The 15,271-nt window shown below is 73.0% G+C and carries 17 protein-coding genes; 5 read left to right on the top strand and 12 right to left on the bottom strand.

Annotation, left to right across the window (positions count from 1 at the left end):
- Window positions 1-30: 30 nt before the first annotated feature.
- From hisF to hisD, 8 genes are read right to left on the bottom strand one after another with little or no spacing between them, the layout of a single operon-like run.
- On the bottom strand, window positions 31-792 hold the full coding sequence (gene hisF / locus ACIQM4_RS21495) for an imidazole glycerol phosphate synthase subunit HisF (RefSeq protein WP_401593793.1): 762 nt from the start codon (window positions 790-792) through the stop codon (window positions 31-33).
- Entirely contained in the window at window positions 789-1,187 is a 399-nt protein-coding gene (locus ACIQM4_RS21500; protein ID WP_401593796.1) for a RidA family protein, read from the bottom strand. Before ACIQM4_RS21500 ends, hisF begins: the two co-directional genes overlap by 4 nt.
- Window positions 1,184-1,909 carry a bifunctional 1-(5-phosphoribosyl)-5-((5-phosphoribosylamino)methylideneamino)imidazole-4-carboxamide isomerase/phosphoribosylanthranilate isomerase PriA gene (gene priA / locus ACIQM4_RS21505; protein ID WP_401594174.1) on the bottom strand — a complete coding sequence of 242 codons (726 nt, stop codon included), beginning with the start codon at window positions 1,907-1,909 and terminating at the stop codon, window positions 1,184-1,186. The genes ACIQM4_RS21500 and priA overlap by 4 nt, the downstream gene beginning before the upstream one ends.
- A gap of 14 nt (window positions 1,910-1,923) precedes the next feature.
- Window positions 1,924-2,565 (bottom strand): imidazole glycerol phosphate synthase subunit HisH, encoded by a 642-nt coding sequence (gene hisH / locus ACIQM4_RS21510; protein ID WP_401593798.1) that lies wholly within the window; start codon window positions 2,563-2,565, stop codon window positions 1,924-1,926.
- The gene (locus tag ACIQM4_RS21515) at window positions 2,562-2,729 is read right to left on the bottom strand and encodes a hypothetical protein (RefSeq protein ID WP_401593801.1); all 168 of its coding nucleotides are present in this window, start codon (window positions 2,727-2,729) and stop codon (window positions 2,562-2,564) included. Before ACIQM4_RS21515 ends, hisH begins: the two co-directional genes overlap by 4 nt.
- Window positions 2,730-2,733: 4 nt before the next feature.
- The gene (hisB, locus tag ACIQM4_RS21520) at window positions 2,734-3,327 is read right to left on the bottom strand and encodes an imidazoleglycerol-phosphate dehydratase HisB (protein WP_401593804.1); all 594 of its coding nucleotides are present in this window, start codon (window positions 3,325-3,327) and stop codon (window positions 2,734-2,736) included.
- Complete coding sequence (locus ACIQM4_RS21525) at window positions 3,324-4,430, bottom strand: histidinol-phosphate transaminase (protein ID WP_401593807.1); 1,107 nt, start codon at window positions 4,428-4,430, stop codon at window positions 3,324-3,326. Before ACIQM4_RS21525 ends, hisB begins: the two co-directional genes overlap by 4 nt.
- Window positions 4,427-5,749 (bottom strand): histidinol dehydrogenase, encoded by a 1,323-nt coding sequence (gene hisD, locus ACIQM4_RS21530; RefSeq protein WP_401593810.1) that lies wholly within the window; start codon window positions 5,747-5,749, stop codon window positions 4,427-4,429. The genes ACIQM4_RS21525 and hisD overlap by 4 nt, the downstream gene beginning before the upstream one ends.
- Window positions 5,750-5,949: 200 nt before the next feature.
- On the opposite strand from hisD, the gene ACIQM4_RS21535 reads away from it, so the two are divergent.
- From ACIQM4_RS21535 to ybaK, 4 genes are all read left to right on the top strand, one after another.
- Window positions 5,950-7,497: an oxidoreductase gene (locus ACIQM4_RS21535; RefSeq protein WP_401594177.1), complete on the top strand. Its 1,548-nt coding sequence runs from the start codon at window positions 5,950-5,952 to the stop codon at window positions 7,495-7,497.
- Between the two features lie 526 nt (window positions 7,498-8,023).
- Complete coding sequence (locus ACIQM4_RS21540; RefSeq protein WP_401593813.1) at window positions 8,024-9,121, top strand: hypothetical protein; 1,098 nt, start codon at window positions 8,024-8,026, stop codon at window positions 9,119-9,121.
- A 5-nt stretch (window positions 9,122-9,126) separates the two neighbouring features.
- Complete coding sequence (locus tag ACIQM4_RS21545; RefSeq protein WP_401593815.1) at window positions 9,127-9,900, top strand: LON peptidase substrate-binding domain-containing protein; 774 nt, start codon at window positions 9,127-9,129, stop codon at window positions 9,898-9,900.
- Between the two features lie 17 nt (window positions 9,901-9,917).
- On the top strand, window positions 9,918-10,418 hold the full coding sequence (gene ybaK, locus ACIQM4_RS21550) for a Cys-tRNA(Pro) deacylase (RefSeq protein WP_401593817.1): 501 nt from the start codon (window positions 9,918-9,920) through the stop codon (window positions 10,416-10,418).
- Window positions 10,419-10,501: 83 nt separating this feature from the next.
- Here the strand turns inward: ybaK and ACIQM4_RS21555 are convergent, their stop codons facing one another.
- The 4 genes from ACIQM4_RS21555 to ACIQM4_RS21570 all read right to left on the bottom strand — a co-directional run bounded on the left by ACIQM4_RS21555 (window position 10,502) and on the right by ACIQM4_RS21570 (window position 14,741).
- Window positions 10,502-11,392: an ABC transporter permease gene (locus tag ACIQM4_RS21555; protein ID WP_401593820.1), complete on the bottom strand. Its 891-nt coding sequence runs from the start codon at window positions 11,390-11,392 to the stop codon at window positions 10,502-10,504.
- A gap of 34 nt (window positions 11,393-11,426) precedes the next feature.
- Window positions 11,427-12,257, bottom strand: a complete 831-nt coding sequence (locus tag ACIQM4_RS21560) for an ABC transporter permease (protein WP_401593823.1) — start codon at window positions 12,255-12,257, stop codon at window positions 11,427-11,429.
- Window positions 12,254-13,282: an ABC transporter ATP-binding protein gene (locus tag ACIQM4_RS21565; protein WP_401594180.1), complete on the bottom strand. Its 1,029-nt coding sequence runs from the start codon at window positions 13,280-13,282 to the stop codon at window positions 12,254-12,256. The genes ACIQM4_RS21560 and ACIQM4_RS21565 overlap by 4 nt, the downstream gene beginning before the upstream one ends.
- 151 nt (window positions 13,283-13,433) lie before the next feature.
- Window positions 13,434-14,741: an NYN domain-containing protein gene (locus ACIQM4_RS21570; RefSeq protein ID WP_401593826.1), complete on the bottom strand. Its 1,308-nt coding sequence runs from the start codon at window positions 14,739-14,741 to the stop codon at window positions 13,434-13,436.
- A 304-nt stretch (window positions 14,742-15,045) separates the two neighbouring features.
- Between ACIQM4_RS21570 and ACIQM4_RS21575 the strand changes: the two genes are divergently transcribed.
- Window positions 15,046-15,216: a hypothetical protein gene (locus ACIQM4_RS21575; RefSeq protein ID WP_401593829.1), complete on the top strand. Its 171-nt coding sequence runs from the start codon at window positions 15,046-15,048 to the stop codon at window positions 15,214-15,216.
- Window positions 15,217-15,271: the final 55 nt, after the last annotated feature.

Below are 15,271 nucleotides of genomic sequence, written 5' to 3' on the forward strand. Positions count from 1 at the left end.
AGGGCTTTTTGCGACACTTGTACGGAAGGGTCACTTCCGGCGGACCGGGTGACCCGCCTCCTGGAGGGCCGACTTGACCTCGCCGATCCGCAGGTCGCCGAAGTGGAAGACGGAGGCCGCGAGGACGGCGTCCGCGCCCGCGTCGACCGCGGGGGCGAAGTGCTCCAGCCTGCCCGCGCCGCCGCTGGCGATGACCGGCACCGTGACGTGCGCGCGTACGGCGGCGAGCATCTCGGTGTCGTAGCCGTCCTTGGTGCCGTCGGCGTCCATCGAGTTGAGCAGGATCTCGCCCGCGCCCAGCTCGGCGGCCCGGTGCGCCCATTCGACGGCGTCGACGCCCGCGGAGCGCCGGCCGCCGTGCGTGGTGACCTCGAAGGAGCCCTCGGCGGTGCGGCGTGCGTCGACCGACAGGACCAGCACCTGACGGCCGAAGCGCTCCGCGATCTCGCGGATGAGGTCGGGGCGGGCGATGGCGGCCGTGTTGACGCCCACCTTGTCGGCCCCGGCGCGCAGCAGCTTGTCCACGTCGTCCGCGGTGCGGACGCCGCCGCCCACGGTGAGCGGGATGAAGACCTGCTCGGCGGTGCGGCGCACCACGTCGTAGGTCGTCTCGCGGTCGCCCGACGAGGCGGTGATGTCGAGGAAGGTCAGCTCGTCGGCGCCCTCGGCGTCGTACAGCTTGGCCATTTCGACGGGGTCGCCCGCGTCCCGCAGGTTCTGGAAGTTGACGCCCTTGACGACCCGGCCCTTGTCGACGTCCAGGCAGGGGATGACCCGTACGGCGAGGCTCATGCCCGGCCTCCCCGGTACGCCTCCACCTCGACCTCGACGACCAGCGAGGGGTCGACGAAGCCTGAGACGATCAGCATGGTCGCGGCCGGGCGGATCGCGTCGAAGAGTTCCTTGTGGGCGCGGCCCACCTCGTCGACGTCCCTGGCGTGCGTGAGGTACATCCGGGTGCGGACGATGTCGGAGCGGGTCAGGCCGAGTTCCCGCAGGGCCTCCTCCGCGACGCCGAACGCGGTCATCGCCTGCTCGTAGGGGGTGCCCGCGTCGATGACGCCGTCCACCACCGAGGTGCAGCCGGACACCAGCACCGTGCCGTTGGGGAGCTCCACGGCGCGCGAGTAACCGAACTGCTCCTCCCAGGGGGCACCGGTCGCCACGCGTCGCACGGAGTCACTCATCGGGAGACCGCCTCCAGCGCCTCTTCGAGGGTGAACGCCTTCGCGTACAGCGCCTTGCCGACGATCGCGCCCTCGACGCCCTCGGGCACCAGGGAGGCGATGGCCCGCAGGTCGTCCAGCGAGGAGACGCCGCCGGAGGCCACCACGGGCTTGTCGGTGGCCGCGCAGACGTTCTTGAGGAGCTCCAGGTTGGGGCCCTGGAGGGTGCCGTCCTTGGCGATGTCGGTGACCACGTACCGGGCGCAGCCCTCGGCGTCGAGGCGGGCCAGGGTCTCGTACAGGTCACCGCCGTCGCGGGTCCAGCCGCGGCCGCGCAGCGTGGTGCCGCGCACGTCGAGACCGACCGCGATCTTGTCGCCGTGACTCGCGATGACCTTGGCGACCCACTCGGGGGTCTCCAGGGCCGCGGTGCCGAGGTTGACCCGCCGGCAACCGGTGGCCAGGGCGGCCTCCAGGGAGGCGTCGTCGCGGATGCCGCCGGAGAGTTCGACCTTGATGTCCATGGCGGCGGCGACCTCGGCGATCAGCTTCCGGTTGTCGCCGGTGCCGAACGCGGCGTCCAGGTCGACCAGGTGCAGCCATTCGGCGCCCGACTTCTGCCAGGCGAGGGCCGCCTCCAGCGGGGAGCCGTAGGAGGTCTCGGAGCCGGACTCGCCGTGCACGAGGCGGACGGCCTGGCCGTCCCGTACGTCCACGGCGGGAAGCAGTTCGAGCTTGGGCAGCGGGGTCTGGGACATCACAGGGTTCCGATCCAGTTGGTCAGCAGCTGGGCTCCGGCGTCGCCGGACTTCTCGGGGTGGAACTGGGTCGCCCACAGCGCCTGGTTCTCGACGGCCGCCACGAAGGGCTCGCCGTGCGTGGCCCAGCTCACGCGCGGGGCGCGGATGTGGGGGTTGGTGACTTCGAGCGTCCAGTCGTGGACCGCGTACGAGTGCACGAAGTAGTAGCGCTCGTCGGCGTCCAGGCCCGCGAACAGCTCGGAGCCCGCGGCCGCGTCGACGGTGTTCCAGCCCATGTGCGGAACGACGTCGGCCTTCAGCGGTCCGACCTCGCCGGGCCACTCGTCGAGGCCGGCGGTCTCCTCGCCGTGCTCGATGCCGCGCTCGAAGAGGATCTGCATCCCGACGCAGATGCCCAGCACCGGCCGGCCGCCGGAGAGCCGGCGGCCCACGATCCAGTCGCCGCGCGCCTCGCGCAGCCCCTTCATGCAGGCGGCGAACGCGCCCACGCCGGGCACCAGCAGCCCGTCGGCGGCCATCGCCTTGTCGTAGTCGCGGGTGATCTCGACGTCCGCGCCGACCCGGGCCAGCGCCCGCTCCGCGGAGCGGATGTTGCCGAAGCCGTAGTCGAAGACGACAACTTTCTTCACGTCGCTCATTCCCAGAGTCCCTGAATACGCATGACGCCGGCGACGATGCACATCACCGCGGCGATACCGAGCAGCACGATGACGCCCTTGGGCATCTTCTGCTTGGAGAACGAGATGACGCCGCCGAGCAGGAACAGCCCGACGACGATGAGGATGGTGTTGAGACCGTTCATGGGGTTACAGGGCGCCCTTGGTCGACGGGAGGATGCCGGCCGCGCGCGGGTCGCGTTCGGCGGCGTAGCGCAGGGCCCGCGCCAGCGCCTTGAACTGGCACTCCACGATGTGGTGGGCGTTGCGCCCGTACGGCACGTGGATGTGCAGGGCGACCTGCGCCTGCGCGACGAAGGACTCGAAGATGTGCCGGGTCATCGTCGTGTCGTACGCGCCGATCATCGGCGCCATGTTCTCCGGCTCGGTGTGCACGAGGTACGGACGTCCCGAGAGGTCGACGGTGACCTGGGCGAGGGACTCGTCGAGGGGGACGGTGCAGTTGCCGAAGCGGTAGATGCCGACCTTGTCGCCCAGCGCCTGCTTGAAGGCGGCGCCCAGTGCCAGAGCGGTGTCCTCGATGGTGTGGTGGGTGTCGATGTGCAGGTCGCCCTCGGTCTTGACCGTGAGGTCGAAGAGGCCGTGCCGGCCGAGCTGGTCGAGCATGTGGTCGTAGAAGCCCACGCCCGTCGCGACGTCGACCTTTCCGGTGCCGTCGAGGTCGATCTCGACGACGACGGAGGTCTCCTTGGTGGTCCGTTCGACCCGTCCTACGCGGCTCATGCGTCTCGCTCCTTCTTCAGGTCGCGTACCGCTTCCAGGAACGCGTCGTTCTCTTCGGGGGTGCCCGCGGTGACCCGCAGCCAGCCGGGCACGCCGTTGTCCCGCACCAGGACGCCCCGGTCGAGGATCTGCTGCCACACGGCGTGCGCGTCGTCGAACCGGCCGAACTGCACGAAGTTGGCGTCCGACTCGGTGACCTCGTAACCGAGCGCCCGCAGTTCGGTGACAAGGCGGTCGCGCTCGGCCTTCAGCTGTTCGACGTACCCGAGCAGCGTATCGGTGTGCTCCAGCGCGGCGAGCGCGGTGGCCTGGGTGACGGATGACAGGTGGTACGGCAGGCGCACCAGCTGCACGGCGTCGACCACGGCCGGGTCCGCGGCGAGGTATCCCAGGCGCAGTCCCGCCGCGCCGAAGGCCTTGGACATGGTGCGGGAGAGCACCAGGTTGGGGCGGCCCTCGATCAGCGGGAGCAGCGAGGGCCGGTGGCTGAACTCGCCGTACGCCTCGTCGATGACGACGAGCGACGGCTTGGCCGCCTGGGCCGCCTCGTACAGCGCGAGGACCGTCTCGGCCTCGACGGCGGTGCCGGTGGGGTTGTTGGGGGAGGTGATGAAGACGACGTCGGGCCGGTGCTCCGCGACGGCCTGCACGGCTGCCTCGACGTCGATGGTGAAGTCGTCGTGGCGCGGTCCTGAGATCCAGCCCGTGCCGGTGCCGCGCGAGATGAGCGCGTGCATCGAGTACGAGGGCTCGAAGCCGATAGCGGTGCGGCCGGGGCCGCCGAAGGTCTGGAGGAGCTGCTGGAGGATCTCGTTGGAGCCGTTGGCGGCCCAGAGGTTCTCGACCGTCACCGGGTGCCCGGCGGTCTTCGTCAGGTACCCGGCCAGTTCCGTGCGGAGCTCGGTCGCGTCCCTGTCGGGGTAGCGGTTGAGGGTGCGGGCGGCCTCGCGGACGCGCTCGGCGATCCGCTCGACGAGCGCCTCGGGCAGCGGGTACGGGTTCTCGTTGGTGTTCAGCCGCACCGGTACGTCGAGCTGGGGAGCCCCGTACGGGCTCTTGCCGCGCAGCTCCTCGCGGATGGGGAGGTCGTCGATGCGCGTCATGCCTTCGGGACCTTCCACTCGAACCTCGCCTTGATCGCCGCCCCGTGCGCGGGCAGGTCCTCGGCCTCCGCGAGCGTCACCACGTGGTGGGCGACGTCCGCGAGTGCCTGGCGGGTGTAGTCCACGACGTGGATGCCGCGCAGGAAGGACTGCACCGAGAGTCCGGAGGAGTGGCACGCGCAGCCACCTGTCGGCAGGACGTGGTTGGAGCCCGCGCAGTAGTCGCCGAGGGAGACCGGTGCGTACGCGCCGACGAAGATCGCGCCCGCGTTGCGGACCCGGTCGGCGACGGCCGCGGCGTCGGCGGTCTGGATCTCCAGGTGCTCGGCGCCGTACGCGTCGACGACCTTGAGGCCGTCCGCCAGGGACTCCACGAGGACGAGCGCGGACTGTCGCCCGGCGAGCGCGGGGGTGATCCGGTCCGCCCGGTGCTTGCTGGCCCCGACCTGCGGGGCGAGTTCCCGCTCGACGGCGTCGGCGAGCGCGGCCGAGTCCGTCACCAGGACGGCCGCGGCCAGCGGGTCGTGCTCGGCCTGGGAGATCAGGTCGGCGGCGACGTGCACCGGGTCGGCGGTGTCGTCGGCGAGCACGGCGATCTCCGTGGGGCCCGCCTCGGTGTCGATGCCGATCCGGCCGGTGAAGTACCGCTTGGCGGCGGCGACCCAGATGTTGCCGGGGCCCGTCACCATGTTGGCGGGCGGGCAGGACTCGGTGCCGTACGCGAACATCGCGACGGCCTGGGCGCCTCCCACCGCGTACACCTCGTCGACGCCGAGCAGCGCGCACGCGGCGAGGATCGTCGGGTGCGGCAGCCCGCCGAAGCCGGCCTGCGGCGGGGAGGCCAGCGCGATCGAGCCGACGCCTGCCTCCTGGGCCGGGACCACGTTCATGATCACGGAGGAGGGGTAGACCGAGAGGCCGCCCGGCGCGTACAGCCCGACCCGGTCGACCGGCACCCACTTCTCGGTGACCGTGCCGCCGGGGACGACCTCGGTGGTGTGCGTGCTGCGGCGCTGCGCGCGGTGCACCAGCCTGGCCCGCCGGATCGACTCCTCCAGGGCGGCCCTGACGTCGGGGTCGAGCTTCTCCAGCGCGTCGGCGAGCGCCGCCGCGGGGACCCGGACCTGCTGGAGCTCGACGCCGTCGAACCGCTTCGCGTACTCGATCAGCGCCGCGTCGCCGCGATGATGCACGTCCTCGCAGATCGGCCGCACCTTCTCCAGGGCGGCGGTCACGTCGAAGTCGGCTCGGGGCAGCAGGTCGCGCAGAGCAGCGCCCTCGGGGAGGGCGCCACCGCGCAGATCGATTCGTGAGATCACGGGACCAATTCTCGCAGACCGCTTCCGGCCACCGGTCCCCCGTATCACCGACTGATACAGGCCACGGTGGTCCCGCCCGTCACCGGTGACCACTAGCGTTCGGATCCTCACGCACAGGATCGAAGGGGAGGGCGGCGCGAGTGACCGAGGCGCGGCAGGATCCGGAGGCGCCCGACTGGCTCAGCGCGGCGGAGCTGGGCATGTGGCAGGCCTTCCGCAACGGCAGCACCTACGACCTGACGGGAAACGACCCCCTGGTCGACGATCCGATGACCGGCACCCCCTGGGGTCCTGGGCGCAGTGTCCGCGCGAGGGTGGTGGCGCTGCTGCTGCTCAGCGGCCCGCAGGCACGGCCGGGCCGGGTGGCGGCGCTCAAGCTGCGCGGTGTGCAGATCACCGGCGTGCTCGACCTGTCCGGCGGGACGGTCGCCCCGTACGTCGAGATGAACGGCTGCCGCTTCGACAGCGAGGTACTGCTGCCCGAGTGCCGGTTCACCACGCTGCGCCTGGTCAGCTGCTCGATCCCGCGGCTGGAGGCGGCCCGGCTGCACACCGAGGGCGACCTGCACCTGCCGCGCTGCCGGATCGCCGGCGGGATGCGCCTCACCGACGCCCAGATCGGCACCGACCTCCTGATCAACCAGATCGTGGTGCACCGGGACCGGCGCGGCCTGGCCATCGCGGCCGACGGCCTCTCGGTCGCGCAGGACCTCCAGGCCGAGCTGATCGAGACGCACGGCGAGATCCGGCTGCGCGGCGCGAAGGTCGGGGTGTCGCTGAGCCTGCGCGGCAGCCGGCTCAGCAATCCCTACGGGCGCCGCGCGCTGAACGCCCCGCAGCTGACGGTCGAGCGGTCCATGTATCTGACCCCGGCGGGGCTCACCTCGCAGTCGTACGGCAACGCGACGCCGCCGTACGGGCTCGGGCCCGGCCTGGGCAGCACGCCGGCCAGAGGGGTGCGGATGCAGCGTTTCGAGTGCCAGGGCGGGCTGCGGCTGGACGACGGGCGCTTCGGTGACGCGATCGACCTGCAGGACGCGCGCTTCACGATGGAGAGCGACCAGGAACTCTCGCTGCGCCGCATCCAGACCCCCGAACTGCGCTTCCTGGGCGAACGCCCCGAGCGCGGCAAGGTGGTGCTCTCCGGTGCGCGGATCGTCACCCTGGTCGACAAGTCGACGAGCTGGCCGGGCCCCGGCGGCCTGTCGATGGGCGGGTTCGTGTACGAGAACCTGGTTCCGCTCGGCCACTTCCCGCTCGCCAGACGGCTGGAGTGGGTGACGGCGGCCACCCCCGAGTACGCGCCGGAACCCTATGAACGCCTGGCCGCCGTCAAACGCAACGGCGGGGAGGACTCGGAGGCCCGCGAGGTGCTGCTGGCCAAGCAGCGCAGGCGGCGCGAGACCCTGCCGCCCGCGGCGAGGTTGTGGGGCGTGGTCCAGGACTGGACGGTGGCGTACGGCTACCGGCCGGGGCGGGCGGCGCTGTGGATGGCGGTGCTGTGGGCGGCGGGAACGCTGGCCTTCGGCCGTTACGACCCGGAACCCATCAAGGCGGACGAGCACCCGCAGTGGAGCGCCCCGCTGTTCGCCCTCGACCTGCTGGTCCCGGTGATCAACCTCGGCCAGGACGGCTACTGGCGACTGGAGGGCGGCTGGCAGTGGGCCTCGGCCTGCCTGATCCTGCTGGGCTGGGTCCTGGCCACCACGGTGGCTGCGGGAGCGTCCCGGCTGCTGCGACGGGGGTGAGTGGCGCTGGGGCGCGGGCGGGCGGTGGTCGGGGCGTGCGGGGGTGGTGGGGCGGGCCTGCTGGCGAGACGGGCCCCGCCGGTGAAGGGGCCCCGCCGGTGAAGGGGCCCCGCCGGTGAAGGGGCCCCGCTAGTGAGGCAGGTTGCGTCGGTGCAGCAGGTCGCGCCGGTGAAGGGGCGCCGCCGGTGAAGGGGCCCCGCCGGTGCGGCAGGTCGCGTTGGTGAGGCAGGTCGCGTCGGTGCAGCAGTCCGCAGGGGAGGCAGGTCGCGTCGGCACCCCCGGCCCCGCAGGGCATGTTCACCGCGCCCGCCCGTCCGGCGCACACCGGCGCCGGCGCCCCCAACCCCGCAGGGCATGTTCACCGCGCCCGCCCGTCCGGCGCACACCCCCTCCCCCACCCGTCGCCGAACGGGTTCGCTTTCTTTGCCCTCCCTTGACCTTTGGCAGTACAACCTTCCCGCCGCCACCAAAGCTTCACAGCCCGCCCCTGGCACGCCGCTCACCTGCGGATTTCAATGGTTGAACCATGTCATTCCTTCGCGTGCTGCTGAGCTCCGCCCGCCGGTCCCGCCGCTCGCCCGAGCTCCGCTCAGGACAGCCGACGGACGACGAGCTGCTGCTCGACGCCCCGGACGAGCGGATCGCCCCGGCGCTCGTGGCCGCCGCCCAAGGCGCGTACGCACCGGCTGCGGCGCTCCTCGCCACGACCCGTGAGCGCGCCGAGTGGGAGGACCGTGACCGGTACACGCTGCGGCTGGCCGCGTTCGCCCACCACCGCCAGGACTGGCTCACGGACTGGCTGCTGGCCGCTCCCGGCGACCCTGACGCCCTGCTCGTCAAGGCGGAGCTGGAGGTGCGCAGGGCGCTGGATTCACCGTCCCCCGCCGACCGGCTGCGCCAGGCCGGGCCGCTGATCGACGCGGCCGCCGCGGGCGCGCCCTGCGACCCGGTGCCCTGGCGGATCGCACTGGACCACGCCCGTGGGACCCGCGCCGCGCACGACACCTTCGAGGCGCTGTGGGAGCAGGCGGTACGGCGCTCCTCGCACCACTACGGCTGCCATGTGGCGGCCCTGCAGTACCTGGCCGCGCAGGGTTCCACGCACCGCGAGTGCTTCGACTTCGCGGAGCAGGCCGCCGAGGACGCGCTGCCCGGCTCGCTGATCCAGGCCCTGCCGGTGCGCGCGGCGTTCGCGCTGCTGGCCGGGGCGCCCGCGGGGGACGCCGGGCCCGGTGGTTCCGGGCCCGCGCCGGCCACGCAGCTGACCGCCAGGATCGACCGGGCGGCCGACCTGGCGATCGCGCTGTCCGCGGAGTACGAGGCTGGTGACCCGTGGGCGTCCGAGGTGCGCAACCTGCTCGCGTACGTGCTGGTCAGCAGGGAGCGATGGGCCGACGCGCTGGAGCAGTTCCGGCTGGTCGGCCCGTACGCGACCTCCTTCCCGTGGGCGTGGCCCACCCCGGACACACCGGCCGAGGATCCGCTCGGCCGCTTCCTCGAATCGCGGCAGGCGGCCCGGTCCCGGGCGGGCTCAGCGGCGGCCCCGGAGGCGGGCCGTACGAGGCCGGAGGGGGCCCGTAGGTGGACTCCAGGCCGGAGCAGGTCCGACGGCCATTACGCTTGACCGCTGTGACCACCGTTCGACTGCCGCTCTTTCCGCTGAACTCGGTACTGTTCCCGGGCCTCGTGCTGCCGCTGAACGTGTTCGAGGAGCGTTATCGCGCCATGATGCGCGACCTGCTCAAGTCGACCCCCGGGGCCGGCGCCGACGACGAGGACGACGAGGAGGAGCCCCGCCGCTTCGCCGTCGTCGCGATCCGCGACGGCCGCGAGACCGCCCGTACCGCCACCGGCATGCCCGACGACCCGACGGCCATGGCCGAGCAGGGCCCCGCGGCCGGCTTCGGCGCGGACCCCGTCCAGGCGTTCCACCGGGTGGGCTGCATCGCCGACGCGGCGACGATCCGCGAGCGCGAGGACGGCAGCTTCGAGGTCCTGGCGACCGGTACGACGCGGGTGAAGCTGCTCTCGGTGGATGCGAGCGGCCCGTACCTGGTGGCCGAGCTGGAGGAGCTGGAGGAGGACCCGGGCGACGAGGCGGGCGCCCTCGCCGAGGGCGTCCTGCGCGCCTTCCGTGCGTACCAGAAGCGTCTCGCCGGTGCCCGCGAGGCGACCCTCACCACGGCCGCCGACCTGCCCGACGAGCCGTCGGTGGTCTCGTACCTGGTCGCGGCGGCGACGATGCTCGACACGCCGACCCGCCAGCGCCTCCTGCAGGCCCCTGACACCGCGACCCGGCTCCGCGAGGAGCTGACCATCCTGCGCACCGAGACGGCCATCGTCCGCCATCTCCCCTCCATCCCCGCCGAAGCCCTCACCCGCACCCCGACCTGCCCCAACTGAGCCCAGGGACCGTTACGTTGGCGAAGAAGAAGCGTGCCGAACCGGCGGGCGGCACCCCGGCGACGGTGGCCCTGACGGCGGCGGGCACGCCGTACACCCTGCACTCCTACGCGCACGATCCGGCGACGGCGTCGTACGGCGAGGAGGCGGCGCAGGCGCTCGGTGTCACCCCGGACCGGGTGTTCAAGACGCTGGTCGCGGACGTCGACGGCACGCTCACCGTGGCCGTGGTGCCGGTCGCGGGCTCCCTCGACCTGAAGGCGCTCGCCGCGGCGGTCGGCGGCAAGCGCGCGACGATGGCCGATCCCGCGGCGGCGGAACGCACGACGGGTTACGTACGGGGCGGCATCTCGCCGCTCGGCCAGCGCAAGAAGCTCCGTACGGTCCTGGACGCGTCAGCCGCCGCGCACGAGACGGTCTGCGTCTCGGCGGGCCGCCGCGGCCTGGAGGTCGAACTCTCGCCGGCGGACCTGGCGGCACTCACCGCGGCGGTACTCGCCCCGATCGGCCGCGCGTAGGACCCGACGGGCGCTTCCAAGGACGCGGGGACCGTGCGATCGGCCTCAGCACACTCGCTCGGTGCGCATCCCCGGCCCCACCCCTAACCTCGCTGAGCGTCGGGACCAGGACCGTGGCCGTGACCGGCACCAGGGCCGGGACCAGCGCCGGGCCCAGGACCGGCACCAGGGCCGGACCCAGGGCCCGCACCGCAGTCATGCCCAGGACCGGAACCAGGGCCCGTACTGAAGCCCCGCCCAGGCCCAGGCCCAACCCCGGACCCGCCGTCGGACGCGGTCGCGGTCGCGGCCGCGGGGCCCGTGCCGTGCTCGCCCCCCGGCCCCTCCCCCGGCGCCCCGTAATACGCTCCCCACTCGAACTCCGGCTCCGGGTCCCGCACGCCCCACACCGCCGTGAGCCCCAGATGCACCAGGACCGCCACGAACGGCCACGCCAGCAGCGCCCCCCTGGCCTCCAGCTCCAGCGGGGCGTCGAAGACGACGCCCACCCCCACCGCCTTCGCGTGGGCGACCACGTCCGCCGCCGGCCCGAACCAGCCGCCGGCCATCCAGCCCAGCCACGCGCCCATCAACGGGCCCACCGCCAGGGCGATCACCAGCGGGATCCCGCCGCGGCGCCGGTGGAACCAGAAGGCGAGGGCCGCGCTGACGAGCCCGAAACCGAGCGACAGCAGGACGAACGTTCCGTCGGCCCCCGCCGCCTCCTCGCCCTCGGTGTCCTTGAGGAAGACCGCCTTGTCGGTCGAGACGAGCGGCACCTTCGGCGCCAGCCAGACCCACAGCAGCCCCAGCAGCAGCCCGGCCACCGCCGTGACCACCAGGACGACCACCGCGCGCCGGATGTCCGTCGCGAGATCGGGGTCCTCCCCCGCCACCGGGTCGGCGGACGGGCCGGGCCCGTCGCCGTACGCCGGGGGCGTCTGCCAGGGATCGTGGGGCGAGGGCTGGTGAGGCGGTGTCAGAGGAGCGGTCACCCTGACATCGTGCCAGGCCCCGCCGGGCCCCGCCTCACCGGACCGCCGCCCGCCGGTAAGCCCACGTGGCCACCGCGAGCGAGACGACGCCCACGGCGGCGCAGACGGCCAGGTCGAGCCCGACCGCCGCCCAGTCCGGGTGCGGCGCGAAGGTCCTGGCGAAGGCCTCCACGCCGTAGGTCGACGGCAGCAGGTCCCTCGCGTACGAGATGACCGCCGGCATCCGTTCGGCCGGCAGCACTCCGAGCAGGAGCGCGGCCGACATGCCCAACTGGCCGAGCAGTGTGGCGAGTTCGGGGCGCGGGGCGAGCAGCCCGAGCGCCGCCCCGAGGCCGGCCAGAGCCGCGCCCGCCAGCGGGATCACCGCCACCAGCACCCATACGTTACCCATCGGCAGCCCGAACAGCGCACAGCCGACGCCCGCCGTGACGAGCGTGCCCGGCACGGTGAAGGAGGCGTACGCGGCGGCCGTGCCCAGCACCACCGACGCGGGCGGCACCGGCAGGGTCGCGTAGTGGTCGAGCCCGCCGCCGGCCCGCAGCTGTCCGAAGTACTGGGCGAGCAGGTTCAGTGCGACGAACGCGACGACCAGCACGCTCGATCCGGCGACCACCGCCCGTGCCTCGCCGCCGCCGTCGACCACGCCCCGCATCAGGATCATGATCCCGACGGACTGGAAGGTGGCGACGAACAAAAGCGGGATGCGCGCCACCCGGGCCCGCGAGAGCTGGGCCCGGTACACGGCGGCCAGCGACGGCAGCAGGCGCGCGCAGGGCGCGAGCTCGGCCGCCGCCTCCGCGGGCGCCGCCCGGGTGACCGCGGCCGGCGCGGCGCTCCCCACTGCCTCGATCGAACCAGCGCTCACGCCTTGACCAGCCCTTCCGTACGCCCGCCGCCGAGCGCGAGGTACACGTCCTCCAGGCTCGGGGTGGCCAGCGTGAAGTCGTCGAGGGCGGCGAAGGCCGCACCTCCGGTGACCGCGGCGACCGCGGCCCGCGCCTCGTCCGGTGCCAGGCGCAGCACCCAGCGGCGCCCGGACACCTGTACCCGTCGTTCCCCGGTCCCGCCGGCGTCGGCGTCTGCGGCTCCCCGGGGGCCGCCCAGCTCACGCAGCGCGGCCACCTCGGGCACATCGAGCGGTGCCCTCTCCCGCCACACCAGTTCCAGCCGTACCTCGTCGGCGACCTGCGCCTTGAGCCCGGCCGGGGTGTCGCAGGCGATGACGCGGCCGCGCTCCAGGACGGCTACCCGGTCCAGGACGGTCTCCGCCTCGATGACGTTGTGGGTGACCAACAGGACGGTGGCGCCGCGCTCGGCCCGCCGGCGGTCGACCGCCGCCCAGACCGCGCGCCGCGCGACCGGGTCCATGCCGGTGGTGGGCTCGTCGAGTACCAGCACCGGCCGCTCCCCGACCAGTACCGTCGCGAAGCACGCCAGCCTGCGCTGGCCGCCGGACAGCTTCTTCAGGGGCTTCCCGGCGAGCGGCGTCAGCGCGAGCTCGTCGAGTACGTCGTCCCGCTCGGCCCTCGCCTGCCGCACGGTCAGTCCGCGCAGCCTGGCGGTCGTCTCCACGGCGAGCGACACGGTCAGCTCGTCGAGGGCGCTGCTCTCCTGACCGAGGTAGGCGAGCAGCCTGGCGGCCCGCTCCGGGTGGCGCACCAGATCGTGGCCCAGTACGTCGACGCTGCCCGCGTCGGGCCGCATCAGGCCGGTCAGCTGCCGTACGAGAGTGGTCTTGCCGGCGCCGTTGGGGCCGAGGAGCCCGAAGATCTCGCCGCGCCTGACGGTGAGGGAGACGCCGTCGCTGGCCCTGACCTCGGGCACCGCGGGCGCCCCGCGCCGGCCGCGGGCGGCGGGGTACACCTTGACCAGCCCATCGACCGCGCACACGACGGCGGCCGACCGGTCGTGCCGGGGCCGGGTACCGCCCGCTGTGGTCGCTTTGCCCGTACTCACGAGGGACGAGCCTACGTGGTCCCGGGGCCCACGAGGGCGCCGGGGCCCTCCGCCCGCCGGCCCGGCCGGAGCCATTCGGAGCGGCTCAGTCCGCGACCGTCACGTGTTCCGCCGCCGCCTGGACGTCGATCTCGCGCCAGAAGCCCGCCCGGATCGCGTACCTGTCGTGCTCGTCGATCTGGTCGTCCTTGTGCGCGAGGAGGCCGAACCTCGCCGCGTACCGCAGCAGTTCGCCGTCGATGCGGTGCGGGATGCGCGGGTACATCGTGGACAGCTTCTGGGTGTGGCCGGGTTCGGGCAGCCGTTCCATCCAGCGGCGGGCGAAGACCTGGCCCACCTCGAAGGGGTCGCCGCCGACCGTGGTGATGTCCTCCTCGCGGTCGGCCCACCGCTGTTCGGCGCTGGTGAGCTGGGCGAGGGTGGGCAGCGAGGCGGTCTCCGGCGGTTCGCCGAGGGCGCCGCCGCCCGGCCGCTCCACCCAGCCCTTGTCGGAGGACCAGCGCAGGGTCGCACTGCCGGCCGGGGGGTGCGGGGCGTGCGGCGGGTGCGGGGCGGGCTGGGTGCCGGGGCCGCGCAGTCCGGCCAGGTCCTTCGGGGTGGGGACGCCCTTGGCGACGGCTCCGGCGGGGGCCGGGGCGCCGCCCAGGGTGGGGTGCTCGGGGGTGGCGGCGCCGTCGTGGACGGTCTCGGAATGCTGGGCCTCGGCCCTCGCCTGCGCCTCGACGCGGGCCTGCGCCTCCGCCTGGGCGGCCAGCGCGGACTCCGGCAGCGGGGCGGACAGGATGGCGGCGATCTCCGGGCGCGGCGCAGGCGGCGGGGCGCACACGCCGCCGTACTCCTTGGCCCGTACTGCCCTGGTGATCCACACCCGGTCCAGCACCCGGCGCTCGTCGGCCTCCGCCACCAGGTCCTCGGACTGGTTGTAGTCGCCGTCGGCCGCCTGCACCGCCCACAGGTGGACGGCCACGCCGTGCTCCTTGGCCGACATCAGACCCGGTAGCAGATCACCGTCGCCCGTGACCAGCACGATGTCGGAGCAGGCGCGATTTCTGGCCAGCTCGGTGAGTTCCGCGTGCATGGCCGCGTCGACGCCCTTCTGCGCCCAGCGGCCGTCGCTGCGGGTCAGTGCTCCCAGGCGCACCGTCACCCGGGGCATCACGCGCAGCCGACGGTGTTCCGGCTGGGGCACCCGGTCTGGGGCCCCGTCGAACCAGTAGATCCGCAGCAGCGGTTGCTGCGTGTCGGCCTCGGCCCGTTCGCGCAGACCCTGGATGAGAGCGGCATGGTCGACGGTGATGCGCGAGCGGGCCGGCTCCCCGGCCAGCAGACTCGCGGCGGCGCCCAGCAGATAGCCGGCGTCCACCAGGACGACGCAACGGTCCACGCGTTCCACCCTCTTTCAGGAACCTCGGAAATTGTTCGGAACTGAGTTCTTTCGAAAAACGCGGAAGAACTCGAAAACAAAGGGCAAGGGTCGAGAGGCATACGGGTTTCCATCGAGTCTGCCCGACCTCGCGGGGCTTAACGGCCGGAACTCGATCATCGGCGTGGCGAGGGGCGAAGTTCGCGCGGAAGTTGTGCCGGATTACTCCTGATGGCGTCCGATTACACACCGCAATGATCCAAAATGCGAGCTATGTCCTGGCGTGTGAGTCTGGTCCCGGCCCTGGCACCTAGACCTTTCAGGAGGCAATCCCATGGCCAAGAACAAGAACAGCGGCCGTAAGCAGCCCTCGCAGCAGGACCGGGCTTCGCAGCAGGCGGAGAAGACCAGCTCCTTCGACGCCGAGTCCCAGGTGCAGTCCCCCGCGCAGGGCAGCCCGGCCGACGTGGCCCGCAAGCACCAGCGCCGGTTCGGCCACAACTGATCACCGCTGAGTACACATGAGTAAGGCGCGCTCCCCGTGCACAGGGAGCGCGCCT

It is taken from the genome of Streptomyces sp. NPDC091272 (assembly GCF_044757485.1).
In the GTDB taxonomy this organism is placed as follows: Bacteria; Actinomycetota; Actinomycetes; order Streptomycetales; family Streptomycetaceae; genus Streptomyces.

What these genes read in the sequence shown, in the direction of transcription:
- hisF (WP_401593793.1), bottom strand. Translation starts at nt 792, where the DNA reads ATGAGCCTCGCCGTACGGGTCATCCCCTGCCTGGACGTCGACAAGGGC.
- ACIQM4_RS21500 (WP_401593796.1), bottom strand. Translation starts at nt 1,187, where the DNA reads ATGAGTGACTCCGTGCGACGCGTGGCGACCGGTGCCCCCTGGGAGGAG.
- hisH (WP_401593798.1), bottom strand. Translation starts at nt 2,565, where the DNA reads ATGAGCGACGTGAAGAAAGTTGTCGTCTTCGACTACGGCTTCGGCAAC.
- ACIQM4_RS21515 (WP_401593801.1), bottom strand. Translation starts at nt 2,729, where the DNA reads ATGAACGGTCTCAACACCATCCTCATCGTCGTCGGGCTGTTCCTGCTC.
- hisB (WP_401593804.1), bottom strand. Translation starts at nt 3,327, where the DNA reads ATGAGCCGCGTAGGACGGGTCGAACGGACCACCAAGGAGACCTCCGTC.
- ACIQM4_RS21525 (WP_401593807.1), bottom strand. Translation starts at nt 4,430, where the DNA reads ATGACGCGCATCGACGACCTCCCCATCCGCGAGGAGCTGCGCGGCAAG.
- ACIQM4_RS21535 (WP_401594177.1), top strand. Translation starts at nt 5,950, where the DNA reads ATGTGGCAGGCCTTCCGCAACGGCAGCACCTACGACCTGACGGGAAAC.
- ACIQM4_RS21540 (WP_401593813.1), top strand. Translation starts at nt 8,024, where the DNA reads ATGTCATTCCTTCGCGTGCTGCTGAGCTCCGCCCGCCGGTCCCGCCGC.
- ACIQM4_RS21575 (WP_401593829.1), top strand. Translation starts at nt 15,046, where the DNA reads ATGGCCAAGAACAAGAACAGCGGCCGTAAGCAGCCCTCGCAGCAGGAC.